Genomic DNA, 26,337 nt, shown 5'->3' with positions numbered 1-26,337 from the left:
ACCATACCGGCCAGTACGAATGGGGCCGGGGTGTCGAGTGAGGGAGATCACCGCGGCCGCCTTCCCACGTCCGGGGCCCGCCAGTTACGCTACGACGCGTAGCGAAAGCAGATGGGCACGGGGAACGGCGCGTTCCTACGCCCATGAGCGAGAGCCACGAGAGACAACCACATGTGCGGGGTGGGGACCCCGCGTCAACCACCGGTCCTCCTCGGGACCTTGAGCCGAGCCCCACGCATGCCCCGTAATCCGGCGGGGGCGGCGGACGGGCGCGGTTCCCGCACGGCTTGGGGGAGGATGTACTCATGCAGCCACGGAACATGTCCATGAGTGGAGTCGTCGACCTCGCCGCGGTGAAGGCGGCCCAGGAAGCCAAGGCGAAGGCGGAGCAGGCGCGCGCCGAAGCGGCCAGGCAGGGCGGCGGTGCCCCGGGCGCCGTCTCGCCCGCGAGCCTCGTCATCGATGTCGACGAGGCGGGTTTTGAGCACGAGGTCCTGCAGCGTTCCGCCGAGGTCCCGGTCGTCATCGACTTCTGGGCCGAGTGGTGCGAACCGTGCAAGCAGCTGAGCCCCCTTCTGGAGCGCCTCGCGCAGGAGTACGGCGGCCGCTTCCTTCTTGCCAAGATCGATGTCGACGCCAACCAGATGCTGATGCAGCAGTTCGGGGTCCAGGGGATTCCGGCCGTCTTCGCGGTGGTGGCGGGACAGGCCCTGCCCCTCTTCCAGGGCGCGGCCCCCGAGGCGCAGATCCGCCAGACCCTGGATCAGCTGATCCAGGTCGGCGAGGAGCGCTTCGGCCTGACCGGCCTGGTGGTGGACCCGGAGGCCGAGGGCCAGCAGGCCCCCGAGCCGGCCGAGGTGCCCGCCGGTCCTTACGACGCCCTGCTCGAAGCGGCCGTGCGGGCGCTGGACGCGGGCGATCTGGCCGGTGCCGTCCAGGCGTACAAGAACGTACTCAGTGACGACCCGGGCAACACGGAGGCCAAGCTCGGTCTCGCCCAGGCCGAACTGCTCCAGCGCGTCCAGGGTCTCGACCCGCAGCAGGTCCGCAAGGACGCGGCCGACCGCCCCGCGGACGTCGAGGCGCAGATCGCCGCGGCCGACCTGGATCTGGTCGGCGGCCATGTCGAGGACGCCTTCGGGCGCCTCATCGACGCGGTCAAGCGCACGGCGGGCGACGACAGGGACGCCGCGCGGGTGCGCCTGCTCGAACTCTTCGAAGTGGTGGGCTCGGACGACCCCCGGGTGACGACGGCGCGTACGGCGCTCGCGCGCGTGCTCTTCTGACCCACGCACCCACCCGTCGGCTGACCAGTCCCTAAACGCGGGGGCTTGTGATGCCCGAGTGAAAACCTTGTTCCCGGGCGCCACAGCGGCCGCGCTTTACCAAAACTTGGTAAACGCGGCCGCTGTTACTTGGAGTAAGACCGCAGCGTCTTTCTGATCGCGTTTGGCCGTGGATGCCCCGTTCTGCTCCGGCCGATTAAGCCACCGTCCGTGCCCGACCGATACCGTGCGGTCGCGCTTCGGTTATCCCCCCGTTACTAGCGAGTAACGAACCCCCTTGTGCGGGGGCCGAGAATGCACCACGATCGGCGACGCTCGGTCCAATAACCCGCTGTCCGACAGCCAATCGGGTAGCGGTGTTTCTGGGTCCCCACCGAGCAGGCCGGTGACGCCGTCGCCGGTCTTGGACAGGGGGGTCTCTGCCGCTTTTCCGGCAGGGCCTGTCCGTGAGGTTGTGCGTGATGCGTCAGGCGCGACCAGTGGTTGTCGCTCGGGGGTGATCGCCGGTGATGTGTGGTGCGGTTGTGCGCCTCCGAAACGGGCGCTCTCCTTCCCGAGGACGTAGCACTTCTCCCATCCCTGCCCGGCTGAACCGTCCGAACGGGAGCAGTCAGGGCCGGAGATGTACGTCCGAGAAGGAGGAAAGTCATGGAATCCGTGGCTCGTGGCGGAACCAGATGGAAGCGGTTCGCCGTAGTCATGGTGCCGAGCGTCGCGGCGACTGCCGCGATAGGCGTGGCCCTGTCCCAGGGTGCGCTCGCGGCATCGTTCAGTGTGTCCGGTCAGCAGTTCAAGGTGACGGCTGACACGCTCGACGGCGAGGGGTTCGTCCAGTACGGCGCCCTCGACAGCGGGAAGTCGGGCAACCACCCGGTGTCCGTCGTCGGCATCGAAGAAGCCAAGATCACCAACCTCTGCCAGTCCGTGGTCGTGCCGGTGCCGGTCTTCGGCGACGTGTCGATGACGCTCAGGGCCGGTGGCAAGGGCAACGACCGCGTCGAGGCCAAGAAGCTCTACATCGACGCCGACAGCATGAAGGTCGCCAAGCCGACCTTCAACAACGTCGACATCGGTGTCTCGGTCGACCGGACGACCAAGGGGCCGGGTCCGGCCAAGGGCGACAAGTACGCCCCGGACTCGTTCGCGCAGCAGGCCGAGTCGGTGCACTTCGAGGGTGTCAAGCAGCGCGCGTGGGCGACCACCGCGGGCACCTTCAAGCTCTCCGGCCTCGGCATGTCGGTCAAGAAGGGCAAGCACGAGTGCTACTAGGGCAGTTGATGCCCTGGTGCCGCGTACGCGGATGAGTACGCGGGCCGGTACGCGCTTGATGCGATGACCGGTACGCACTCGATGCGATGAACGGCCGGGCGCGGGGGCGCGACGGCACATTGACGGAGCCGTCCCCGTGCCCGACACCGTACGACACACAGAACCAAACGCCATTCCCGAGGAGCTGTACGACATGAGCGCCGAAGCGCAAGTGGGACTGGGCGACAAGCTCGGCCGGATGCGCCGATCGTTCCGAGGGTGGCGCGGTCAGCGCCCGTTCTGGGGTGGTCTGCTGACACTTCTCGGCGGCATCCCGATCATGTACTTCCCGTACGCGAACCTCACGCTCGGCACGATGACGATCCGGATGGCGACCACCGCCGGTGCCGGATCGCTGATCATCGGCGTGCTGTTGGTCGTGCTCGGCCTGACCATGTGGTTCCAGCCGCTCTCCCGGGTCTTCGCGGGTGTCGCGGCGATCCTGCTCGCCCTGGTCTCCCTCGTCGTCTCCAACTTCGGCGGCTTCGTCGTCGGCTTCCTGCTCGCCATGATCGGCGGCGCCCTCGGCGTCTCCTGGGCGGACGCGCGGCCTGCCGGTGAGCCCGCGAAGCGAGCGGCCGCGGGGTCCGGCGACCCCGCGGACGACGGGGCTCCCGAGCCCGCCGTCTCGGCGGCCGCGGGCGGGGCGAGCGGTGAACTGGACGATCTGTCAGGAACGAGCCCGACAAACGGGACGAACGGGAGGCGCCGTGCCGGCTGACGAGGTCCACCACGAGAGCTCCGCGGGGGAGCCTCGTGCGAGAACCGGGCCGCGCCACGCGGCACCCAGGAAGCCGCTCTTCACCCGGCTGCAGGTGCCCGCGGGCAAGGCCATAGCCATCGCCGCGATGCCCACCGCGGTCCTCATGGGCATGGGCCTGACTCCGACGCTGGCGCAGGCCAAGCCCGGTGTCCCGGACAACCCCTTCCAGGACGGCCCGTGTGTCACGGCGCCGGACAAGGAGGCCGGGGACGCGGACAAGGACGCCGCGGACAAGGCGAAGGAGGAGCAGGCCAAGAAGGACGCCGAGGAAGCGGCCGAGAAGGACGCCGCGGACAAGGCGAAGAAGGACGACGCCAAGAAGGACGACGGCGCCGAGAAGGACGAGGCGAAGAAGGACGACGCCAAGGAGCCGAATCCGTCCACCTCGCCCTCCTCGGGCGACAAGGCGGACTCCGGCGACGAGGCCGAGCCCACGCCGAAGCCTTCCGGCGGCGCGGACGACAAGAAGTCCGAGCCGGACCCCGAGCCCACCGAGACCAAGAACCCCTGGGACCCGCTGGGTGTCGGCGAGGCCATCAAGGACGCCTTCACGCCCGACGAGAAGAAGTCCGAGACTCCGAAGCCCGACCCGTCGGACGCCAAGGAGAGCGAGTCCCCCGAGTCCTCCAAGGACCCGGTCAAGGACACCACGGACAAGGTCACCAAGCCGGTCGAGGACACCCTCGGCAAGGCGAAGGACGGCATCGAGGACGGGGCCGACAAGGCGAAGGACGGCGTCGACAAGGCGAAGGACGGGGCCGGCGAGGTCGCGGACGACGTCGAGAAGGCGGCGAAGGACGCCGCGGACAAGGCCGAGCGGGACAAGGCCGAGGATGCGATGGCGCCGGACGAGAACGGCAAGAAGCCGTTCCCGTGCGTGGTCGAGAAGAAGGACGCCGGAGAGGGCGAGACGCCCCCCGCGCCGATCCCGAACCAGCCGTGGAACCTGGAAGCCAGCTCCCTGACGCTCAAGGGCGCCGACTACCAGGGCGTCGTGAACCTGACGATGCCCAACGGCAAGACCAAGCAGGCCCTGAAGTACGTCGTCCAGAACACCGACATCGGCGACCTGCACCAGATCGTCGAAGGACCGGGCGGCAGGAAGTACCACGTCGAGGCCGCCAAGGGCACCACGTCCACGATCCGTGGCGGGGAGACGACGATGTACACCGAGCGGATCTCGGGCAAGCTGTTCGGGCTCATCCCGATCACCTTCGACCCCGAGCACCCGCCGCCGCTGAACATCCCGCTGATCTACTTCACGGACGTGAAGGTGCTGCAGGCGGGCCAGTTCGGTGGCAACCTCACGGTCCCCGGACTGCAGCAGTCGATCACCGACTGAGCCGACTGGCCGACTGGCCGACCGAACCGGCCGAGCCGCGCACGGACCTTTCCGGGAGCCGCACAAGCACCGAGGGCGCCCCCTTCCACAGGGGGCGCCCTCGGTGTCGTACGAGGCGGGGATCAGTCGCGGTCGCCGCCGCCCAGGTGGTGCACCCGGACCATGTTGGTGGTGCCGGGGACGCCAGGGGGCGACCCCGCGGTGATGACGACGGTGTCACCGTCGTTGAAGCGGTTGAGCTTGATCAGCTCGGCGTCGACGAGCTCGACCATCGCGTCGGTGTTGTCGACGTGCGGCACGACGTAGGTGTCCACGCCCCAGCTCAGCGTGAGCTGGTTGCGGGTCGACTCGTCGGTGGTGAAGGCCAGGATCGGCTGGGCCGCGCGGTAGCGGGACAGGCGGCGGGCCGTGTCACCGGACTGCGTGAAGGCGACCAGCGCCTTGCCGTCGAGGAAGTCCGCGATCTCGCACGCGGCACGGGCCACCGAACCACCCTGCGTACGCGGCTTCTTGCCGGGCACGAGCGGCTGCAGGCCCTTGGCGAGCAGCTCCTCCTCGGCCGCCTTGACGATCTTCGACATCGTCTTGACGGTCTCGATCGGGTACGCCCCGACGCTCGACTCGGCCGACAGCATGACCGCGTCCGCGCCGTCCAGGATCGCGTTGGCGACGTCGGACGCCTCGGCGCGCGTGGGGCGCGAGTTGGTGATCATCGACTCCATCATCTGGGTCGCGACGATCACCGGCTTGGCGTTGCGGCGGCACATCTCCACGAGGCGCTTCTGCACCATCGGGACCTTCTCGAGCGGGTACTCGACGGCCAGGTCGCCACGGGCCACCATGACCGCGTCGAACGCCGCGACGACGCCCTCCATGTTGGCGACGGCCTGCGGCTTCTCCACCTTGGCGATGACGGGGACCCGGCGGCCCTCCTCGTCCATCACCTTGTGGACGTCCTTGACGTCGTCGGCGTCGCGCACGAAGGACAGGGCGACCATGTCGCAGCCCATCTTCAGGGCGAAGCGCAGGTCTTCGATGTCCTTCTCGGACAGGGCGGGCACGTTCACGGCCGCGCCGGGCAGGTTGATGCCCTTGTGGTCGGAGATGACACCGCCCTCGACGACGATCGTCTTCACGCGCGGTCCGTCCACCTCGACCACGCGCAGCTCGACGTTGCCGTCGTTGATCAGGACCTGGTCGCCCTTGGAGACGTCGCCCGGCAGGCCCTTGTAGGTGGTGCCGCAGATCGACTTGTCACCGGGGACGTCCTCGGTGGTGATGGTGAACTCGTCACCGCGCACCAGCTCGACGGGTCCCTCGGCGAAGGTCTCCAGACGGATCTTCGGCCCCTGGAGGTCGGCGAGGACGCCGACGGCACGGCCGGTCTTCGTGGCGGCCGAGCGGACGCGGTCGTACCGCCCCTGGTGCTCGGCGTGGGTGCCGTGGCTGAAGTTGAAGCGGGCCACATTCATACCGGCTTCGATCAGCGAGACGAGCTGCTCTTCGGAGTCGACGGCGGGGCCCAGCGTGCAGACGATTTTGGAACGGCGCATGGGGGCGATCCTATCGGTTTGTTTCGCTACGGAATATTCCGTCTGGTGGAATCTACAAATGGGCGGAAGTGCGCTCAGGCGTTGCGGTCGCGGACCAAGGCGAAAGTCTGCGTCGCGATCTCCAGTTCTTCGTCGGTCGGCACCACGGCGACGGCCACGCGCGCGTACTCCGGCGAAATGAGCCGTGCTTCGTCGGAACGTACGGAATTGAGTTCGCCGTCGACCGCGAGCCCCAGCTCCTCCAGGCCCGCCACCGCCGCCTCGCGCACCGGCGCGGCGTTCTCGCCGACGCCCGCCGTGAACGCGATGGCGTCGACCCGGCCGAGCACGGCGTAATAGGCGCCGATGTATTTCTTCAGGCGGTGTACATAGATGTCGAAGGCGAGCGCGGCCTCCTTGTCGCCCTCGTCGATACGGCGCCTGATCTCCCGCATGTCGTTGTCGCCGCAGAGCCCGATCAGACCGCTCTTCTTGTTGAGCAGGACGTCGATCTCGTCGATGGACATTCCGCCGACCCGGGCCAGATGGAAGATGACCGCCGGGTCCATGTCGCCGGAACGGGTACCCATCACGAGCCCCTCAAGCGGCGTGAGCCCCATCGAGGTGTCGACGCACTGCCCGCCCCGCACGGCCGACGCGGAGGCGCCGTTGCCCAGGTGCAGGACGATCACGTTGACGTCTTCGGGGGCCTTGTCGAGCAGCTTCGCCATCTCGCGCGAGACGTACGCGTGCGAGGTGCCGTGGAAGCCGTAGCGCCGCACGCGGTGCTCGTCGGCCGTCTTCACGTCCATCGCGTAACGCGCCGCGGACTCCGGCATCGTCGTGTGGAACGCGGTGTCGAAGACGGCGACCTGGGGGAGGTCGGGACGGAGCACCTGGGCGGTGCGGATGCCGGTGATGTTGGCCGGGTTGTGCAGCGGGGCCACCGGCACCAGGCGCTGGATCTCGGCGAGCACCTCGTCGGTGATCACGGTCGGCTCGGTGAACTTCAGGCCGCCGTGCACCACCCGGTGGCCGATCGCGGCCAGCTCGGGGGAGTCGAGGCCGAGGCCGTCGGTGGCCAGCTCCTCGGCGACGGCCTTCAGCGCCGCCTCGTGGTCGGCGATCGGCTCCTCGCGCTCGCGAGACGTGGCGCCACCGCCGGTCAGCGGGGTGTGCTTGAGCCGTGAGGTCTCCTCGCCGATCCGCTCGACCAGGCCGACGGCCAGGCGTGAGCTGTCGCGCATGTCGAGCAGCTGGTACTTCACCGACGAGGAGCCGGAGTTGAGGACGAGTACGCGAGTGGCGGTCACTGAGGGAGACGCTTTCTGTGGGGGGTCAGGCGGAGGGCGTGGGCGTCTGGGCCTGGGCCTGGATCGCCGTGATGGCGACGGTGTTGACGATGTCCTGGACGAGCGCGCCGCGGGACAGGTCGTTGACCGGCTTGCGCAGACCCTGGAGGACCGGGCCGACGGCGATCGCGCCCGCCGAGCGCTGCACGGCCTTATAGGTGTTGTTGCCGGTGTTGAGGTCCGGGAAGATCAGCACGCTGGCCTGGCCCGCGACGTCGGACTCCGGCAGCTTGGTCGCGGCGACGGAGGGCTCCACGGCCGCGTCGTACTGGATCGGGCCCTCGATCTTCAGGTCGGAGCGGGTCGCCCGCACCAGCTCGGTGGCCGCGCGGACCTTGTCGACGTCGGCGCCGGAGCCCGACGTGCCCGTCGAGTACGAGAGCATCGCGATCCGCGGCTCCACGCCGAACTGCTCGGCGGTGGCGGCCGCCTGGACGGCGATGTCCGCGAGCTGCTCCGCGTTCGGGTCCGGGTTCACCGCGCAGTCGCCGTACACGAGGACCTTGTCGGCCAGGCACATGAAGAAGACCGAGGAGACGATGCTCGCCTCCGGCTTGGTCTTGATGATCTCGAAGGCGGGCCGGATGGTGGCGGCCGTGGAGTGCACCGAGCCGGAGACCATGCCGTCGGCGAGGCCCTCCTGGACCATCAGCGTGCCGAAGTAGTTCACATCGGCCACCACGTCGTACGCGAGCTCGACGCTGACGCCCTTGTGGGCGCGCAGCTCGGCGTACTTGGTGGCGAAACGCTCCCGCAGCTCGGAGGTGCCCGGGTCGATGAGCTCGGAGTCGGCGAGGTCCACGCCGAGGTCCGCGGCCTTCTTGCGGATCTGCTCGACCGGGCCGAGCAGGGTCAGGTCGCAGACTCCGCGGCGGAGCAGGACGTCCGCGGCGCGCAGGACGCGCTCCTCGGTGCCCTCGGGAAGGACGACGCGGCGCTTGTCGGAGCGGGCCTGCTCAAGCAGCTTGTGCTCGAACATCATCGGCGTGACGCGGTCGCTGCTGGGCGCCGAGACGCGGTTGAGCAGGTCGGCGGTGTCGATGTGCCGCTCGAACAGACCGAGCGCGGTCTCCGCCTTGCGGGGCGTCGCCGCGTTCAGCTTGCCTTCGAGCGCGAAGAGCTCGGCGGCCGTCGGGAAGGAGCCGCCGGAGACGGCGACCACCGGGGTCCCGGGGGCGAGTCGGTCGGCGAGGGTGAGGATCTCCTGGCCCGGCTGTTCGTTCAGGGTCAGCAGGACGCCCGCAATGGGCGGCGTGCCCGCGCTGTGCGCGGCGAGCGAGCCCACCACCAGGTCGGCGCGGTCGCCGGGGGTGACCACCAGGCAGCCGGGGGTCAGGGCGTTCAGGAAGTTCGGCAGCATGGCGCCGCCGAAGACGAAGTCCAGGGCGTCGCGCGCGAGCCCCGCGTCGTCGCCCAGGAGCACCCGGCCTCCGAGGGCGTGGGTGATCTGCGCGACCGTGGGCGCGGAGAGCGCGGGCTCGTCGGGCAGCACGTAGCAGGGCACGGGCAGTCTGGCTTCGAGCCGCTCGTGTATCTCGTCGCGGTCGGCGGGCGCCACCCGGTTGGTGATCATCGCGAGTACGTCGCAGCCCAGGCTGTCGTACGCCCGGTAGGCGTTGCGGGTCTCGGCGCGCACCGACTCGGCGGTCTGGTTCTTGCCGCCGACGACGGGGAGCACGGAGGCGCCGAACTCGTTCGCGAGGCGGGCGTTGAGCGCCAGCTCGTCGGGGAGCTGGGTGGCGGCGAAGTCGGTGCCGAGCACCAGGACGACCTCGTAGTCGCGCGCCACCCGGTGGAAGCGGTCCACGAGCTGCGAGACCAGCTCGTCGGTGCCCTGCTCGGCCTGGAGCGCGGACGCCTCGTGGTAGTCCATGCCGTACACCGTCGAGGCGTCCTGCGAGAGGCGGTAGCGGGACCGCAGCAGGTCGAAGAGGCGGTCGGGCCCGTCGTGGACGAGCGGGCGGAAGACGCCGACCCGGTCGACCCGGCGGGTCAGGAGTTCCATCACTCCCAGCTCGACCACCTGGCGGCCGTCGCCGCGGTCGATCCCGGTCACGTACACGCTGCGCGTCACGCGTGCTCTCCCCTTCTTCGCTACTGCTCCGCTGCCCGCCGATGGCCGTCCTTCGGCCACTGATGGCTGCCTGCCGGTGAATGGACAAATGACCCGATATCGCGGCTGTGTCCCCTTGACGATACCTCTGCGGCTGGCTGGGTCGCCCGCCGGACGAAAGGCCCCGGGTCAAGGGCCATAAGGCCCCTGCCCCCGGATCGCACGCGCATCCGTCGGACATCCGTGAGCGGCGACCCCCCTCCGGCCGTGGAACAATCGGATCGGCTCACAAGTACCAACAGCGAGCAGGAGACACAGCGCGATGCGTATCGGAATTCTCACCGCGGGCGGCGACTGCCCGGGCCTCAACGCAGTGATCCGGTCGGTCGTGCACCGCGCCGTCACGCACTACGGCGACGAGGTCATCGGCTTCGAGGACGGCTACGCGGGCCTGCTCGACGGGCGCTACCGCCCCCTCGACCTGAACGCGGTCAGCGGCATCCTGGCCCGCGGCGGCACGATCCTCGGCTCGTCCCGCCTGGAGCGCGACCGGTTCCGCGCCGCCTGCGAGAACGCCCCCGCGCTCGCCAAGGAGATCGGCTTCGACGTGCTGATCCCGATCGGCGGCGAGGGCACCCTGACGGCCGCCAAGATGCTGTCGGACGCGGGCCTGCCCGTCGTCGGCGTCCCGAAGACCATCGACAACGACATCTCCTCCACGGACCGCACCTTCGGCTTCGACACGGCCGTCGGCGTGGCGACCGAGGCCATGGACCGCCTCAAGACCACCGCCGAATCGCACCAGCGCGTGATGGTCGTCGAGGTCATGGGCCGCCACGCGGGCTGGATCGCCCTGGAGTCCGGCATGGCGGGCGGCGCCCACGGCATCTGCCTGCCCGAGCGGCCCTTCGACCCCGCCGACCTGGTCGCGCTGGTCGAGGAGCGGTTCTCGCGCGGCAAGAAGTTCGCGGTGATCTGCGTCGCCGAGGGCGCGCACCCGCAGGACGGCACGATGAACTACGGCAAGGGCGCGATCGACCAGTTCGGCCACGAGCGCTTCCAGGGCATCGGCACGGCCCTCGCGTACGAACTGGAGTCCCGCCTCGGCAAGGAGGCCAAGCCGGTCATCCTCGGCCACGTCCAGCGCGGCGGCACCCCCACGGCCTACGACCGCGTCCTCGCGACCCGCTTCGGCTGGCACGCGGTGGAGGCGGCGCACCGCGAGGAGTACGGCAGGATGACGGCGCTGCGCGGCACGGACATCACGATGGTGCCGCTCGCGGAGGCGGTCACGGAGCTGAAGACCGTGCCGAAGGACCGGATGGACGAGGCGGAGTCGGTCTTCTAGACGTCCGCGCTTCGCTCTACGGGGCCGGGGCTTTAGTCCCGGCCGCCCCCGACCAAAGGCCAGAAATGTTCGAGGATTCGGTCCAGGAAGTCACGGCCCGCCTCCCCGGAGGCGTCGGAACCCGCCCCGCCGCCCCAGCTCAGGGTCCGCGCCATCCGTGACTGGTAGTCCTCGTGCATCTGCCGCAGCACGCCCTCGACCTGCCGCCGTTCCAGAGGCAGCAGCTTGGTGACCGGTCGTACGTACCCCTGCCAGCGGGTGGTGACGGCGCTGCGCAGCAGCTCGGCGAGCGGCTCGGCGCGGCCGGTCACGTGCACGAAGTCGGCCAGCGCGAGATCGAGGACCCGGGCGAGCGCCGCGGACTGCCGCTCGTTCCCGCGCCAGGTGCCGGTCTCCTCCATGAGCAGGTACGACTGGATCTCCACGCCCGCCGCGCGCGCGACGTCCTCGGGCGCGAGGCCGCGCGCCAGCCGGTGCTCGCGCAACGTCCGCGCCGCGCCCATGAGTTCACCGGGCGAGCACCACAGCGTCGCGGCCAGGGCGGTCAGCTCGGCGGAGGTGGGCGAGGCGAGCCCGCGTTCCCACGCCATAATCGTGTCGGGCGTGATGTGGGCGAGCCCGTAGCTCGCGCGCATGCCGTACGCGACGTGACCCGGCGCCATGCCGAGGGCCTCGCGCAGCCGGCGGGCGGCGGGGAAGTTGAAGGGCGGCGTGGGCTGGTGCGGCGGTTGGCTCGGTTGCACGGGCACACCGTAGGCGCCAGCGGGGGTGGCGACTACGGTGTGTTCCTACGAGGTTGCGGATTGGTGCGAAAGTCCTAGGGTGACCCGCCGGACAGGCCCTAGCGGTTGATGGCCTGGATCTCCTCCACCACCACGTCCTGATCGGCCCCGAACTCGCCGTTGGGCAGGGCCTGTTCGCCGTTCACGCCGGTGCCCACCCAGTGGATCTTCCAGGTGACCGTCGCCTTCAGCGGGAACGAGCCCTTGCCGGACGAGCGCAGGTACTTCACGCCGCAGGGCGGGGTCTCCTTCGACTTGCCCTTGGCGTACGGCTCGCCGATCCCGTTCTTCGTGAGGTCGCAGACGCCGGAGGCGGGGTACGTCTCGGCGTCCGGCGTGCCCGGGTCGATCCTGAGCGAGACCGGCTCGGCGGTCGTCGTCGCCTCGATGCCGAGGACCGGCACCGACGCCGTCACCGACACCGGCTTGAACTCCGCGCCGTCCAGCCACGCCCACGTCGGCAGGTTCACCTTCGTCGTGGCCTTCGGGGCGAGCGACACCTTCGTGCCGGGCACGCGGATCTCGGCGAGCGCGAGCTTCGCGAGGATCTCCGGGTCGATCGCCTCGGGCGCGTCGGCCGGGGGCGGATCACCCTTGTCGACCCAGAAGGTCTCCTTCTTGCACGAGTCCCAGCCGGGCGGATACGACTTGTTGGGGAACGACGTCCACCAATAGCCCTTCCCGGCCTTGTCCATGTTGAAGTCCTTGTACGGCTCGCCCTCGACGTACTTCTTGCGCTGCGCCGCGTCCCACTCGTAGCCCGTGGAGTCCACCGACCAGACCGCCTCGCGCTCCTTCTTGAACTCGGCGGGCGTGTAGGTGGGGCCGTACCAGCACGGCGGCGGCTTGTAGGTGCCCGTGGGGGCGATCGCGCCGGTCCTGGGGCCCGCGCCGTTCTTGGAGCGGTCGTAGACGATGCCGCCCGCCGAGGCGAGCAGGGATCCGCCCTTCTGGTCGCCGCCGACCTCCGGCGTCGCCGCCGGGGTGCCGCCGCCGACGCCCTTCTCGGCCGCGGCGGGTCCCGCGGTCAGCAGTACGCAGCTCACGGCCGCCGTGGCCGCGAGCCACACGGTCCTGCGCTTCATGGTTGGCATGTGTCGCTCCCCCGAGTCGCGTTCAGTTTCGTGGTGACCCAGACGCCCGCGTCGTTCTTGCGCAGCTCCGCCGCGTACAGCACGTAACTGTTCTTCGTGGCGGGCGACTTGTCGATCGAGTTCTTCTTCAGGTACTTGTCGTAGACCTTGCTCTGGTCCTCGCAGTACGTGAGGGCCGCGCTGCCTCCGTCGGCCGTGACGGTCGCGGCGTAGTAGCGGTAGGCGCCGGTGGTGCGCGCCTTCGCCTTCACGTAGGCCTCGACGTACTTCTGGGCCTGGGCCGCCGCCTCTTCCTGGTGGTAGAAGCGCATCGCCTTCTCGGCCGGATCCTTGTCGGCGATGGCCATGTCGACCGTCTGGATGGCCTGTTCCCGGTCCGCGAGCACCGCGTCCTTCGCCTTGTCGCCCGTCTTCTTCCACTCGAACGCGTACGTGAGGTCCGAGGGCAGCTCGATCTTCGGCCGGTCCGCCTGCCGCGCGGGCTCGCTCGGCGCCTTCGACTTCTGCCGCTCCCCGCCCTGCTCCGCACCGGCGATCTTGTCGGAGTCCTTGGCGTCGTCGCCGCTGCCGCACGACGACAGGAGCAGGGCTGCGGACGCGGTGAGCGCGGCCGTCGCTAGGCGGAGAGGGCGGTTCACTGTCGGCTCCTGGCGGGATGGGAGGTGGCGCGAGTTCAGCACGCTAGTCCGAGCCGATGGCTGATACCAGATGGTTGAGTGGTGACGAATGGGGTGCGGGGGACGTATGCCTGCGAAGTCATGTCACAGTTCTGTGCCGGGCGGCTCAGATCAGCCTTTTACCGCTCCGCCCAGTGCGAAGCCGCCGCCCAGGCGGCGGGAGACCAGGACGTACAAGAGGATCACCGGGGTCGAGTAGATGATCGAGAACGCGGCCAGCTGGCCGTAGACCACGGTGCCCTTGTTTCCGAAGAAGTCGTTGATGCTGACCGACGCGGGCATCTGTTCCGGGGTGAGCAGGAGCATGAAGGGGACGAAGAAGTTGCCCCACATCATGACGAACGAGAAGACGGTCACCACCGCCACGCCCGGGCCCATGAGGGGCAGCACGATCCGGAGCAGGGACTGGAACGACGACGCGCCGTCCGTCCACGCCGCCTCCTCCAGCTCCTTGGGCACGCCGTCCATGAAGTTCTTCATCAGCCAGATGGCGAACGGGAGTTGGGAGGCGGCGAAGAAGAAGATCGTGCCCTGCATCGTGTCGATCAGGTCGACCTGCACGAACAGCGCGTACACCGGGACCATGATCGCGGTGATCGGCAGGCTCGTCGCGAACAGGATCGTCAGCATGAAGGGGCGGTTCAGGCGCGACTTGTAGCGCGAGAGCGGGTAGGCGGCCAGTGCCGCGCAGACCACCGTGAGCAGGGTGCCGCCGCCGCACAGCAGCAGGCTGTTGAGGAGCGGGGTGAAGGTGATCTCGGGGGTCAGGACCTTGTCGTAGTTGTCCAGGGTGAGGCTGCTGGGGACGCGTACCTTGAGGTCCGCCTTCGGGTCGAAGGAGGACAGGACCACCCAGGCCAGCGGGAGTACGAACGCGGCGGCCACGGCGAGCAGGCCCGCGTCGGCCGCCAGGCGGTGGGTGGTGCGGCGGGAGAGTCTGTTGCTGCTCCGCTTCGGCTTCACTTTCAGACCTCCGTGCGCAGCAGGCGCATGTAGACCAGGGAGAACAGCGAGCCGACCAGGAGGAGCAGCAGGGCCACCGCCGTGCCGTAGCCGATCATGCTTTTCTGGAAGGCCTGTTCGTACATGAACAGGGGGAGCGTCTGGCTGCGGTTGCCCGGGCCGCCGCGGGTCATCACCCAGATCAGGCCGAAGACGGAGAGCGTCTGCAGGGTGTTGAGCATGAGGTTCGTGCCGATGGAGCGGCGGATCATCGGCAGCGTGATGTGCCACATGCGGCGCCAGCCGCTCGCGCCGTCCATCTCGGCGGCCTCCGTGATCTCTTTGGGGATCTCGTTGAGCGCGGCGGAGTAGACCAGCATCGAGAAGGCCGTTCCGCGCCAGACGTTCGCGAACGAGACCGCCAGGATCGGGAGCGTGAACATCCAGTTCTGGGAGGGGAGATGGAGGAAGTCGAGGACGGCGTTGAGGGTGCCCTCGCGGCGGAAGAAGGCGTAGAGGAGGAAGCCCGCGACCACCTCCGGGAGGACCCAGGCGGTGACGACGATCGCGCCGGTGAAGGTGCGGACCGGCTTCGACGCGCGCTGCATGAAGGAGGCGAGGGCGAGGCCCAGGGTGTTCTGGCCGATCAGGGAGGAGAGGACGGTGAAGACGAGGGTCAGCCAGACGGCGTTGAGGAAGCGTTCGTCGCCGAAGGCTTCGCGGAAGTTCGCGAAGCCCACGAAGCTGGATTCGGCCTGGCCGGTGAGTTGGAGGTCGGTGAAGGCGATGTAGGCGCAGTAGCCGATGGGTCCTGCGAGGAAGAGGAGCAGGAGGATGGTGGCGGGGGAGACGGGGAGGGCTCGGAGTAGGGCTCGGCGGGTGCGGTGTGCGCGGTGCGTGTGGGGTGCGGTGGTCACTTTGCGGCACTCACTCTCTGCGGGTGGTGCGGGGGTTCGCCTCGGGGCCGTCGTGGGGGCGGGGCCGCGGCGGTATGTCCGTCCTCGCCGTCCCAGAGCCTTGCCACACCACGGGCACCTCGGCTCGTGGCCCCCAGTGCTCCGGGCGGACATACCGCCACGTCCCCTCAGACCGGTTCAGCGGCTGCGGGTCCGCTCCGCTGTGGGCAATCGTGCCGCTGGGCGAGTGGGGTCTCCCCTGCTCGAGCGAAGCCGAGAGCTTGGGGAAGGGTGGGCACAGCCCCCGGTGCCGAGGGGCGATAACCGGGGCTTCGGCTACTTCTGGGTTACTGCGCCGTCCGTCGCCGAGGACACCTCTTCGTCGTACGAGGACGCCGCCTTGTCGACCGACGCGTCGCCCGTCGTCACCGACTCCATCGCCTCCTGGATCGCCGTGGAGACCTTGGGGTACGCCGGGTACGCCGGGCGGTAGTTCGTCGTGGCCACCAGGTCCGTGAAGAACTTGATGCCGGGCTGGGCCTTCACGTAGGCGGGGTCGGCCGCTACGTCCTTGCGGACGGAGATGCCGGAGTTGGCGATGTACCACTTCTGCGCGTTCGCCTTCGTCTGCATCGTCTCGATGAACTTGAAGGCGAGATCGGGGTTGTCCGCCTTGGAGGGGATCGCCCAGGTCCAGCCGCCGGACATGCTCACCTTGCCGGGCGCCTGGCCGTGCTGCGTCGGCATGGGGGCGAGGCTCAGCTTCTTCGACCACTCGGGCCATTCGTGGCCCGCGCCCTTGCCCCAGTCCTGGGGGAGCCAGGAGCCGTCCAGGTTGATGCCCAGCTTGTCCTCGGGCAGGAGTTCACCGCGTACGCGGGTCGCGAAGTTGGGGTCGAGCGCGTCCGAGACGTCCGGGCCGAGCTTCTCCTTGTAGACCGTCTCCACGAAGCTCAGGGAGTCCTTGAAGCCCTTGCTGCCGGTGACCCATTTCTTGGACTTCGGGTCGTACAGGGGGTTCTTGCCCGTGCCGTACGCCAGCATCTCGAAGCCCTGCATCGAGGCCGCCTCACCCGCGGGCTTGCCCGTGTAGACGTTCAGGGGGGTGACGTCTGGGACCTTCTTCTTGATGGTGCGGGCCGCGTCCAGGACCTCGTCCCAGGTCTTCGGCTGCCAATTGGCCGGTAGGCCCGCCTTCTTGAAGATGGCGTTGCTGTACCAGAGGCCCCTGGTGTCGGTGCCGTCGGGGACGCCGTACGTCTTGCCGTCGGCCGCCTTCGCCGCCGACTTGGACGTGTCGATGAACTGATCCCAGTCCTGCCACTTGTCCAGGTAGGAGTCGAGCGGCTTCAAGTACCCGCTGGTGATGTCCGAGTTGATGAGGAACGTGTCCTCGTAGACCAGGTCGGGAGCGGTCTTGGGGGAGCGGAGCATCTGCTGGAGCTTGGTGTAGTACTCCGAGTCCGGCGCCTTGATGGGCACCAGCTTGACCTTCTTGCCGGGGTTCGCCTTCTCGAACTGCTTCTTGACGTCCGCCAGATAGGTGTCCATGACCCTGATCTGGTTGTCCGTGGACTGTTTGAAGGAGACCTTCACGGTGTCCGGGTCGTCGCCGGAGCCCGAGCCGCACGCGGTGAGGGTGCCTGCGGCGAGCAGGGTGGCGGCGGCGAGGAGCAGCGGGGTGGTGGTAGGGCGCACGGGCACGACCTCCTACTGGCCGACGCGGCCGGGTTGCCACGTGGGGGCCGCAACGCGGGGTTGCCCGGTGAACGTAAGGGCGGGCTCGGAGCAAGGTCAATGCCCGTGCGGTGGCTCGGCGTTGATGCTTGTCAATGTCGTGACAACGTTGTTATGGGGGGTGGGGTGAGGGGGCAGCGGGGGTGCGGGTCACTCCGGGGCGGGGAGTCTGCGGTAGACCAGTTCCGGGCGGCCCACTTGGCCGTACTGGGGGCTGCGCGCCGCGTGTCCCGTCTCCACCAGGTGTTCCAGATAGCGCCGCGCGGTGATCCGGGACAGGCCCGCCGACCGGGCGGCCGCGGCGGCGGTCAGGCCGTCGGGGGCCGCGCGCAGGGTGCGTACGACGCGTTCCAGGGTGGGGCCGCTGAGGCCCTTGGGGAGGGCGGCGGGGCCCGGTGCGCGCAGCGTGGCGAGCGCGCGGTCCACCTCGTCCTGGCCGGTGGCCTCGCCGTCGGCGGCGGCCGTGCGGAACTCCGCGTAGCGGGTCAGGCGGTCGCGCAGGGTGGCGAAGGTGAAGGGCTTGAGGACGTACTGCACCACGCCGAGCGAGACGCCCTCGCGGACCACCGCCAGGTCACGGGCCGACGTCACCGCGATGACATCTGTCGGGTGGCCCGCGGCGCGCAGGGAGCGGGCCAGCTGGAGGCCGTGCCCGTCGGGCAGGTGCAGGTCGAGGAGGATCAGGTCGATGGGGGCGCGGTCCAGGACGCGGCGCGCCTCGGCGGCGGAGTGCGCGGGCTTCTCGGTGGACTCGAAGCCGGGGACGCGGTTCACGTAGAGGACGTGGGCGTCGGCCGCGACGGGGTCGTCCTCGACTACGAGTACGCGGATGGTCACCTGCTGCCTCCCGTGGTGTGGACGAGGGTGACCTCGAACTGGGCGCCGCCGTCCGGGGATTCCTCGATCGTCAGGGTGCCGCCGTTGCGCGTCACCGTCTGGTGGACCAGGGCCAGGCCGAGGCCCCTGCCGGTGGCCGCCTTGGTCGACCAGCCCCGTTCGAGGACCGCTTCGCGCTGGGCCGGGTCGACTCCGGGGCCGGTGTCCGCGACGCGCAGGAGCAGGCCCGCCGTGTCCGCGCGGGCCGTCACGGTGACCCGGGCCGCGGGGGAGCCCTGGGCCGCGTCGACCGCGTTGTCGATGAGGTTGCCGAGGACCGTGACGAGGTCGCGGGGCGGCAGGGAGGCCGGGAGCATGCCGTCGTCGATGCTGCTGTCGGGGGAGACGACGAGTTCGACGCCGTGTTCGTTGGCCTGTGCGGCCTTGCCGAGGAGGAGGGCCGCGAGGACGGGTTCGCTGACCGCCGCGACCACCTGGTCGGTCAGGGCCTGCGCCAGTTCCAGTTCCGCGGTGGCGAAGTCGACGGCCTCCTCGGCGCGGTCGAGTTCGATGAGGGAGACCACGGTGTGCAGCCGGTTGGCGGCCTCGTGGGCCTGCGAGCGCAGGGCGCGGGTGAAGCCGCGCTCGGAGTCCAGCTCGCCGGTGAGCGCCTGGAGCTCGGTGTGGTCGCGCAGCGTCACGACCGTGCCGCGCCGTTCCCCGCCGGTCACCGGTGAGGTGTTGACGACGACCACGCGGTCGGCGGTCAGATGCACCTCGTCGACGCGCGGCTCGGCGGCCAGGAGCGCGCCGGTGAGCGGGGCGGGCAGGCCGAGGTCCGCGACGTTGCGGCCCACGGTGTCGCCGGTGACGCCGAGCAGCTCGCGGCCGCCGTCGTTGATCAGCGCGATGCGGCGCTGTCCGTCGAGCATGAGCAGTCCCTCGCGCACCGCGTGCAGGGCCGCCTCGTGGTAGTCGTGCATGCGGCTGAGTTCGGCGGCGTTCATGCCGTGGGTGCTGCGGCGCAGGCGGGCGTTGATGACGTACGTCCCGATGCCGCCGAGGACGAGTGCGGCGGCCGCGACGCCGAGCAGCGCGAGCAGCTGGCCGCGCGCCTTCGCGGTGATCTCCTGGATGGTGATCCCCGCGCTGACCAGGCCGACGATCGGCCCGTCCGCGTCGTCGCCCGCCCGGATCGGCGTGACCACGCGTACGGAGGCGCCGAGGGTCCCTGTGTACGTCTCGGAGAAGGTCCTGCCGCGCAGCGCCTCGGCCCGGTGGCCGAGGAAGCGCTCGCCGATGCGGTGCTTGTCGGGGTGGGTCCAGCGGATGCCGCGCGGGTCCATGATCGTCACGAAGTCGACGCCCGTGTGCCGCTGCACCCGGCTCGCGTACGGCTGGAGCTCTCGCGTCGGGTCGTCGCCCGCGATCGCCTCGCGCACGGAGGGCGAGTCCGCGACCGCCCGGGCCGCCGCGGTCGCCTGGCGCCGCGCGCCTTCCTCCGCCTGGTGCTTGTCGCTCACGTACGTGAAGAGCGCGCACCCGGCGACCACCACCGTGACCAGCACGATCTGCATCGCGAAGAGCTGGCCCGCCAGGCTGCGCGGCAGGCGGCGCGGGCGGCGTGGACGGGTGCGGGGCATGTGGCAAGTCTGCCTGGTCGGTTAAGTGCGAACTAAATGAACGCAAGGGTGACCGCCCTCACAGGGCGAGAGATAGTCACCGGGATCGCCCAGGACGTGAGCCGCACGCACTGCGGGCAGCCGCGCACTCGCCGGGCACGTGATCCACGTCCACCGCGAGCGCGCCACCGATGTGCGTATCTCGCGAGCGCGTCACCACCGACACGCTCCGGGGATACGTCACCCAACGCCGACGACGTCGTTCAAGGAGGGCCCCGTGACCAGCACGGCCGACCCACACGCGGCACCCGCAGCCAAGCGGGACCGCACGCACTACCTCTACATCGCCGTCATCGGCGCCGCGCTGCTCGGTATCGCCGTCGGCTTCATCTGGCCGGACTTCGCCAAGGAGCTCAAGCCGGTCGGCGCTGGCTTCGTGAGCCTGATCAAGATGATGATCTCGCCCATCATCTTCTGCACGATCGTGCTCGGCGTCGGCTCGGTGCGCAAGGCCGCGAAGGTCGGCAAGGTGGGCGGGCTCGCGCTCGCCTACTTCATGGCGATGTCGGTCATCGCGCTCGCCATCGGCCTGCTGGTCGGCAACATCCTGCACCCGGGCTCGGGCATGGACATCAGCCAGTCCGAGAAGGACGCGGGCCACACCGCGGCCGACGAGGCGGACAAGGGCCTCGTCGACTTCGCGCTCGGCATCATCCCCAAGACGATGGTCTCCGCGTTCACCCAGGGCGAGGTGCTCCAGACGCTGCTCGTCGCGCTGCTCGTGGGCTTCGCGCTGCAGGCGATGGGCCGCTCCGGCGAGCCGGTGCTCCGCGGCATCGAGCACATCCAGAAGCTGGTCTTCCGGGTGCTCGGGATGATCATGTGGGCCGCTCCGGTGGGCGCGTTCGGCGCGATGGCCGCCGTCATCGGCGAGACCGGCGTGGCCGCGCTCAAGGCGCTCGCCACGATCATGATCGGGTTCTACGTCACCTGCGCCCTGTTCGTCGTCGTCGTGCTCGGCACGCTGGTGCGCATGGTGACCGGGGTCAACCTCTTCAAGCTCCTGAAGTACCTGGGCAGGGAGTTCCTGCTGATCCTCTCCACCTCCTCGTCCGAGTCCGCGCTGCCGCGGCTCATCGCGAAGATGGAGCACCTGGGCGTCAGCCGTCCCGTCGTCGGCATCACCGTCCCGACGGGCTACTCCTTCAACCTCGACGGCACCATGATCTACCTGACCATGGCCTCGCTGTTCATCGCCGAATCCATGCACCAGCCGCTCGGCGTCGGCGAGCAGATCTCGCTGCTGCTCTTCATGATGATCGCGTCCAAGGGCGCGGCGGGCGTCTCGGGTTCGGGCATCGCGGTCCTCGCGAGCGGACTCCAGTCGCACAAGCCCGCCCTCGTCGACGGCGTCGGCCTGATCATCGGTGTCGACCGCTTCATGAGCGAGGCCCGCGCCCTCACCAACTTCGCGGGCAACGCGGTCGCCACCTTGCTGATCGGCACCTGGACCAAGGAAGTCGACAAGGAACGGGTCACCGCGGTGCTCGCGGGCCAACTGCCCTTCGACGAGAAGACGTTGGTCGACGACGAGCACGGGGCGCGGGACGCGGCGGACGCGAGCACGGAGGCGGACGCCGTGCCGGAGCCGCGGAGTGGCGGCAAGGAGCCCGCGAAGGTGCTGTAACGACGGGCCGCAAGGCCCCCCTGGTACCGGCCCCACCGGAACGGGGCCCGACCCGCGCCGCCCGCGACGTACGAGACTCCCCCCTCGTGCGTCGTGGGCGGCGCTTTCGCGTACGTCGAGGTGGTCGAGCTCTGGGGGCGCGCCGTCAGGCCGCGAGGTTCTCGATGATCTCCCGCACGCGGTCCGCGGGGACGCCCGCCGAGAGCAGGGCCGTCGACGCGGCGGCCAGGCCCGCGTCCTTCGGGTCGAGCAGGCCGTCGTTGACGGCCTCCATCAGGCCGAAGAGCTGCTGTTCGTGGACGTACGCGAGGGCGGCGGGCGGCAGGGTCGAGGTGAAGTCGCCCGACCGCAGGCCCTGTTGGAGTACGTTCACGCACTGCTCGCGGACCGGTGCGAGGCGTTGTCTGATGCCCTCCATCGCGACGCTGCGCTGGGCGAGGGCGACGAGCAGGCGGTAGCCGTCGGCGATCTCCCAGATGGCGATCATCGAGTGGGCGATCGACTCGGCGGGGTCGTCCGACTGGGCGCGTCCCGAGGCGTGGGCCGCGGCGACCGCCTCGACCGCGCCGTCGATGAGCGCGCCGATCAGCGCGTCCCTGCTGGGGAAGTGGCCGTACACCGTCCTGCGGACGACGCCGGCGGCGCGCGCGATCTGGTCCATGGACGCTTCCGGGTCGCGCAGCAGCTCGGCGAGTGCCACCTCCAGGATGCGGCGGCGGTTGGCGTCGGCTCGGCTCATGGGCTCCATTGTGCACGCGCCCGTTTTGCACGGCACTGTGCAATGGCGTAAGTTGCACAGTCGTGTGTAATTGCACAGTGCTGTGCAAGGTCACCGGGCAAGCAGGAACGCACGTGAACCATGGAAGGGTGAGGCTTCGGTGGCTCTGCTCATGAAGCAACCGGTCGAGGAGATGAAGCAGCCGTACGCACGGCGCTGGTGGGCACTTGGCGTGCTCTGCCTGAGCCTGCTGATCATCGTGATGGCGAACACGGCGCTGACCGTCGCCGCCCCCGACATGACCAAGGACCTCGGGCTCTCCAGCTCGGACCTGCAGTGGGTCATCGACGGCTACACCGTGCCGTACGCGGCCCTGATGCTGCTGCTCGGCGCGATCGGCGACAAGTACAGCAGGCGCGGCGCGCTGGTGCTCGGTCTCGTCGTCTTCGGCGCGGGATCGGTCGCGGGCTCGCTGGTGGACAGCTCCGGCGGGGTCATCGCGGCCCGCGCGGTGATGGGCTTCGGCGCGGCGATGATCATGCCCGCCACGCTCTCGCTGCTCGCCGCGACCTTCCCGCGCGCCGAGCGGGCCAAGGCGATCGTGCTGTGGACCGCCACGGCCGGTCTCGCGATCGCGGCGGGGCCGCTGGTCGCGGGCGCGCTCCTGGAGAACCACGGCTGGTCGTCGACCTTCCTGATCAACGTGCCGATCGCCGCCCTCGCCATCGTCGGCGCGCTCGTCCTCGTGCCGCCGTCCAAGGCCGGACACAGCAACCGGATCGACTACGTCGGCGGCGCGCTCTCCGTCATCTGGACCGGCGCGCTCGTCTACATGATCATCCAGGGTCCGCACTTCGGCTGGGACGCGAAGGCGATCTCGGCGGCGGTCGTCGCGGGCGTGGCCCTGCTGGCCTTCATCGCCTGGGAGTTGCGTTACCCGCACCCGATCCTGGACGTCCGCCGCTTCCTGGACCGCCGCTTCGCGGGCTCGAACCTCGCGGTCGCGCTGTTCTTCCTCGCGGTCTTCGGCGCGTTCTACTACCTCACCCAGCACCTCCAGTTCGTGCTCGGCTACAACCCGCTGGAGACGGGCGTGCGCATGCTGCCGCTCGCGGGCGCGGTCTTCGTCGGCTCGGCGCTCACGGGCTATCTGACCCCGCGCATCGGCATGAAGATCACGGTCTCGGCGGGCATGGTCGCGGGCACGGTGGCGCTTGCGCTGCTGACCCGGGTGGACTCCGGTTCCACGTACGGGGACTTCGTCGCCCCGCTGATCATCCTGGGCCTGGCCATCGGTCTGGCGCTCTCGCCCTGCACCGACGCGATCATGGGCGCGTTCCCCGAGTCCGAACTGGGCGTCGGCGGCGCGGTCAACGACACGTCCCTGGAGCTCGGCGGCTCGCTCGGCATCGCCATCCTCGGCTCGGTGCTCGCCAGTTCGTACTCCTCGAAGCTGTCCGACGCGGCCGCGGCCTCCGGCACGAAGCTGCCCGACGGCACGCTGGACACCGCGCAGGACTCCGTCGGCGCCGGATACGCGGTGGCGCAGGGCATCGGCGACCAGGCGCGCGAGGTCGCGGAGAAGGCGGCCCACGCGGGCTCCCCGCAGCAGGCCGCCCAGCTCAAGGGCCAGGCCGAACAACTCGCCCAGGGCGCGGGCAAGATGGCCGACGCGGTCGGCTCCGCCTTCTCGGACGCGGTGTCCCACACCAGCCTGATCGGCGCGGTGATCCTCGGCGCGGGCACAGTGCTCGTCGCGGCGCTGCTGCCGCGCAAGGGGCGGGGCGGGTCCGCGGCCTCCGACGAGGCGCAGCCGTCCGAGGACCGGTCGCCGGAGCCGCAGCTCCAGCGCTGAGCCGTACGTCTCCGTGTGCCGGGTCGTCCTCTTTCTTCCGGGGGCGGCCCGGCTTGCTGTTCGGGGTGGTCCGACCGGCCGGGCTCGGGCATGCTGCCGTCCATGGGGGCGCGGCAGGGCCGGTGGGGCATGCGGTGGCTGCTCGTCGGCGGGGTGGCGACCCTGTCGGCCGGTGGGGTCTGGGCGGTTCTGTCGATGCGGCGCGGGGGGCTTCAGCCGCAGGACGTGGCAGGGGTCCTCGGTCTCCCGCTGGGTGTGCTCGGGCTCCTGATCGGCTCGGCCCTCAGCCTGAGCGCCCTGCGCCTGCAGCGGGCGAGCGACGGTCTCGTGGTCGCCCTCGACCGGCTCGCGCGATCCGTCGAGGATGTCGAGGTCGCCGAGCGCACCCACATGCTCGGCACCGGAGCGCACCTCATCGACCTGCACGTCGACGTGGTACCCAGGCCCGGCGGCGCGGAGCCGCCGGGGCGCCAGCGTCTTTCCGACGTCGCGCGGTGGTACTGCGCCGCGCCGGGACGTCTGGTCGTCACCGGACCCCCGGGCGCGGGCAAGACCGTCCTCGCGGTCCATCTCGTGGTGCGTCTCCTCGCGGTGCGCGCGCCCGGTGCCCCCGTGCCGGTCCGTCTCTCGATCCGCGATCTGCCGCCGCCGCGCGCTCGTCGGTGGTGGGGGCTGCGCAGGGCCGTGGGCGGCTTCGAGCGCTGGCTGGTGGCCAGCCTCGTCAAGTCGTACGAGGTGGACGGCGCGACGGCGGTCGAGCTTGTCGCGCGGCGCCTGGTCGTGCCGGTGCTCGACGGCCTGGACGAGATGGACACCGAGGTCGCGGAGGACGGCTCGGACCGGGCCCGCGAGGCCCTGCGGGAGCTCAACGACTACCAGTGCGTGGACGGCAGCGCCCCGCTCGTGCTGACCTGCCGCGAGCGGCGCTACACCGAACTCGCCGAGCGTCACGAGTGGTTGCGCGAGGCGACGCTGCTGCGCATCGCCGGGGTGGACGCGGACCAGGCCCGTGCGTACGTCGAGTTGCGCTCCGACGGGCGGGTGTCGCCGATGGACGCGGTGGCCGACGCCATGCGCGCGGGGGCGGCGGGTCCCGCGGCGGCGGTCCTCGGCTCGCCCTTCTACCTGGGGCTCGCCTTCGCCGTGTACGGCGGCGACGCGACCCGCGCGCTGCACCCGGTGACGGATTTCCGCACCGAGGACGAGCTGCGCGAGTACCTCCTCGCGCGCTGCGTCCCCACCGCGACGGCCGCGGCGAACGCCGCCGCGCGGCAGGCCAGGACGAGCCTTGCGGGCGCGCGTTCGGCGCGGATCCGGCAGCGGGAGTACGACCCGGTGGCGGTCCATCGGTGGCTGCGGCACATGGCGGATCCGGAGGGCGGGATCGCGACGCTGGGGCGGGTCGTCGGGAAGTGGACCACGACGGCCCTGGTGGTGGGGGCCGCTCTGTCGCTGGTGTTGTCGGTCCTGCTCGTCGTTCCGGACGTGGTGGCGCGTTGGTTCCCCGAGGAGTGGTGGGAGCACCGTGCGGGTGCCAGGGAGTCCTGGACCTTCTCGGGGCTGCTCGCGGTCGCCTTCGGGGTCGGGTGGGCGGGCGTCGTGGGCGGGCGCGAGCCGTCACGTCCTTCGGAGCGGGTGCGGCAGCGACCCGCGCGGGCGGGCGAGCGGATGCTCGGCGCCGCCCGGTGGGCGTGCTGGACCGGCTTCCGGGCGCTGGTGCCCGCGGGCGCGCTGGTCCTTGGCGCGGCGTTCGCGTTCGAAAGTTGGTACGCGGACGTCCCGGACCTTGGGTGGTACGCGCTCGGAGTCGCGGCCGTTCCCGTGGTCGCGGGCGCCATGGCGGTCGACGAGGACTTCGTGGCCCACAGCGACCGGCGGGGGCTGATCGGCTGTGCGCTGCTGCCGGTGCTCGGCTGGCCCGCGGGGCTCGCGCTCCAGGGGATCGGCCCCGCGGCGTGGTTCCTCCTCTGCGTGTCCGCGCTGGTCGTCGCCCTCGCTCTGCTGGCGCGTCTCGGTATCGCGCGGCTCTACTCGACGGGAGGGGGAGCACTGGTGTGCGCCTATGTCTGGGACCCCGGCACTCTGGGCCCGGACGGCCGTTTCCTCGCGGGCGTCTCGGTGGGGGCGGCCCTCTCGTACGTCCTTGGATGCTGCCTGCTCGGCTCGCGCTCGGCGGAGCGCACGCGGGACGTGGCGCGGCGTGTGGGGCGAGGTCTCCGGTGGCTGCTTCCGCTCGCCATGGTCCTCGGGCCGCTCCTCGTCGGCATAGGAGCGGTGACCCAGCTCGGATTCGCCGGTGTCGTCTTCCTCGCCCTCACGTGGGCGACGCTGAACCTGATCGGCCAACTCATCTACGCCCTGCTCCTGTTGACGGCCCGCCTCCAGGGCCGGATGCCGCTGACCCCGGACGCCTTCCTCGCCTGGGCCTACCACGCGGGGCTGCTCCGCATCGTGGGCGGTGCCTACCAGTTCCGGCACAGCGAGCTCCAGGAGTGGCTGGCCAGGAACCCGGCCGTGCGCGGCTAGC

The 26,337-nt window shown here is 70.3% G+C and carries 20 protein-coding genes; 8 read left to right on the top strand and 12 right to left on the bottom strand.

What is annotated here, in order from left to right; genetic code table 11:
• The first annotated feature begins 305 nt into the window (after positions 1-305).
• The 4 genes from CP970_RS13260 to CP970_RS13240 all read left to right on the top strand — a co-directional run bounded on the left by CP970_RS13260 (position 306) and on the right by CP970_RS13240 (position 4,699).
• Positions 306-1,286 (top strand): tetratricopeptide repeat protein, encoded by a 981-nt coding sequence (locus CP970_RS13260; RefSeq protein WP_055544753.1) that lies wholly within the window; start codon positions 306-308, stop codon positions 1,284-1,286.
• A gap of 648 nt (positions 1,287-1,934) precedes the next feature.
• Positions 1,935-2,555: a DUF6230 family protein gene (locus CP970_RS13250; RefSeq protein ID WP_055544754.1), complete on the top strand. Its 621-nt coding sequence runs from the start codon at positions 1,935-1,937 to the stop codon at positions 2,553-2,555.
• 193 nt (positions 2,556-2,748) lie between these two features.
• Positions 2,749-3,315, top strand: coding sequence for a DUF6114 domain-containing protein (locus CP970_RS13245; RefSeq protein ID WP_055544755.1), 567 nt, complete (start codon positions 2,749-2,751; stop codon positions 3,313-3,315).
• On the top strand, positions 3,305-4,699 hold the full coding sequence (locus CP970_RS13240; RefSeq protein ID WP_055544756.1) for a hypothetical protein: 1,395 nt from the start codon (positions 3,305-3,307) through the stop codon (positions 4,697-4,699). The genes CP970_RS13245 and CP970_RS13240 overlap by 11 nt, the downstream gene beginning before the upstream one ends.
• Before the next feature lie 122 nt (positions 4,700-4,821).
• Here the strand turns inward: CP970_RS13240 and pyk are convergent, their stop codons facing one another.
• From pyk to pta, 3 genes are all read right to left on the bottom strand, one after another.
• The gene (gene pyk, locus CP970_RS13235) at positions 4,822-6,252 is read right to left on the bottom strand and encodes a pyruvate kinase (protein WP_055544757.1); all 1,431 of its coding nucleotides are present in this window, start codon (positions 6,250-6,252) and stop codon (positions 4,822-4,824) included.
• Positions 6,253-6,326: 74 nt separating this feature from the next.
• Positions 6,327-7,544 (bottom strand): acetate kinase, encoded by a 1,218-nt coding sequence (locus CP970_RS13230; protein WP_055544758.1) that lies wholly within the window; start codon positions 7,542-7,544, stop codon positions 6,327-6,329.
• A gap of 25 nt (positions 7,545-7,569) precedes the next feature.
• On the bottom strand, positions 7,570-9,657 hold the full coding sequence (gene pta / locus CP970_RS13225; protein ID WP_055544759.1) for a phosphate acetyltransferase: 2,088 nt from the start codon (positions 9,655-9,657) through the stop codon (positions 7,570-7,572).
• A gap of 301 nt (positions 9,658-9,958) precedes the next feature.
• On the opposite strand from pta, the gene CP970_RS13220 reads away from it, so the two are divergent.
• Positions 9,959-10,984 (top strand): 6-phosphofructokinase, encoded by a 1,026-nt coding sequence (locus tag CP970_RS13220; RefSeq protein ID WP_055544760.1) that lies wholly within the window; start codon positions 9,959-9,961, stop codon positions 10,982-10,984.
• 32 nt (positions 10,985-11,016) lie between these two features.
• Here the strand turns inward: CP970_RS13220 and CP970_RS13215 are convergent, their stop codons facing one another.
• From CP970_RS13215 to CP970_RS13180, 8 genes are all read right to left on the bottom strand, one after another.
• Positions 11,017-11,733, bottom strand: coding sequence for a helix-turn-helix domain-containing protein (locus CP970_RS13215; RefSeq protein WP_055544761.1), 717 nt, complete (start codon positions 11,731-11,733; stop codon positions 11,017-11,019).
• Between the two features lie 92 nt (positions 11,734-11,825).
• Positions 11,826-12,860, bottom strand: coding sequence for a hypothetical protein (locus CP970_RS13210; RefSeq protein ID WP_055544762.1), 1,035 nt, complete (start codon positions 12,858-12,860; stop codon positions 11,826-11,828).
• Positions 12,848-13,498, bottom strand: coding sequence for a hypothetical protein (locus CP970_RS13205; RefSeq protein WP_055544763.1), 651 nt, complete (start codon positions 13,496-13,498; stop codon positions 12,848-12,850). The genes CP970_RS13210 and CP970_RS13205 overlap by 13 nt, the downstream gene beginning before the upstream one ends.
• Positions 13,499-13,648: 150 nt before the next feature.
• Positions 13,649-14,500: a carbohydrate ABC transporter permease gene (locus tag CP970_RS13200; protein ID WP_055544764.1), complete on the bottom strand. Its 852-nt coding sequence runs from the start codon at positions 14,498-14,500 to the stop codon at positions 13,649-13,651.
• Between the two features lie 2 nt (positions 14,501-14,502).
• The gene (locus CP970_RS13195) at positions 14,503-15,396 is read right to left on the bottom strand and encodes a carbohydrate ABC transporter permease (protein ID WP_150493316.1); all 894 of its coding nucleotides are present in this window, start codon (positions 15,394-15,396) and stop codon (positions 14,503-14,505) included.
• A 315-nt stretch (positions 15,397-15,711) separates the two neighbouring features.
• Positions 15,712-17,079 (bottom strand): extracellular solute-binding protein, encoded by a 1,368-nt coding sequence (locus CP970_RS13190; RefSeq protein ID WP_169801281.1) that lies wholly within the window; start codon positions 17,077-17,079, stop codon positions 15,712-15,714.
• A 183-nt stretch (positions 17,080-17,262) separates the two neighbouring features.
• Entirely contained in the window at positions 17,263-17,949 is a 687-nt protein-coding gene (locus tag CP970_RS13185) for a response regulator (RefSeq protein WP_150493314.1), read from the bottom strand.
• Positions 17,946-19,571, bottom strand: coding sequence for a sensor histidine kinase (locus CP970_RS13180; RefSeq protein ID WP_224058415.1), 1,626 nt, complete (start codon positions 19,569-19,571; stop codon positions 17,946-17,948). Before CP970_RS13180 ends, CP970_RS13185 begins: the two co-directional genes overlap by 4 nt.
• A gap of 256 nt (positions 19,572-19,827) precedes the next feature.
• Between CP970_RS13180 and CP970_RS13175 the strand changes: the two genes are divergently transcribed.
• Positions 19,828-21,237 carry a cation:dicarboxylate symporter family transporter gene (locus CP970_RS13175; RefSeq protein ID WP_055543996.1) on the top strand — a complete coding sequence of 470 codons (1,410 nt, stop codon included), beginning with the start codon at positions 19,828-19,830 and terminating at the stop codon, positions 21,235-21,237.
• A gap of 145 nt (positions 21,238-21,382) precedes the next feature.
• Here CP970_RS13175 and CP970_RS13170 read toward each other — a convergent pair whose 3' ends face one another.
• A complete protein-coding gene (locus CP970_RS13170; RefSeq protein ID WP_224058413.1) occupies positions 21,383-21,976 on the bottom strand; it encodes a TetR/AcrR family transcriptional regulator in 594 nt (197 codons plus the stop codon).
• A gap of 151 nt (positions 21,977-22,127) precedes the next feature.
• Here CP970_RS13170 and CP970_RS13165 point away from each other — a divergent pair, with 151 nt between their 5' ends.
• Both CP970_RS13165 and CP970_RS13160 read left to right on the top strand, forming a co-directional pair.
• On the top strand, positions 22,128-23,810 hold the full coding sequence (locus tag CP970_RS13165; RefSeq protein WP_398656928.1) for an MFS transporter: 1,683 nt from the start codon (positions 22,128-22,130) through the stop codon (positions 23,808-23,810).
• A 102-nt stretch (positions 23,811-23,912) separates the two neighbouring features.
• Positions 23,913-26,336: an NACHT domain-containing protein gene (locus CP970_RS13160; protein WP_157877643.1), complete on the top strand. Its 2,424-nt coding sequence runs from the start codon at positions 23,913-23,915 to the stop codon at positions 26,334-26,336.
• Position 26,337: the final 1 nt, after the last annotated feature.

The sequence above is a fragment of the Streptomyces kanamyceticus genome (assembly GCF_008704495.1).
Taxonomy (GTDB): Bacteria; Actinomycetota; Actinomycetes; order Streptomycetales; family Streptomycetaceae; genus Streptomyces; species Streptomyces kanamyceticus.
The sequence above is the reverse complement of the archived record's forward strand: the minus strand, read 5'-3'. Positions and strand labels throughout refer to the sequence as shown.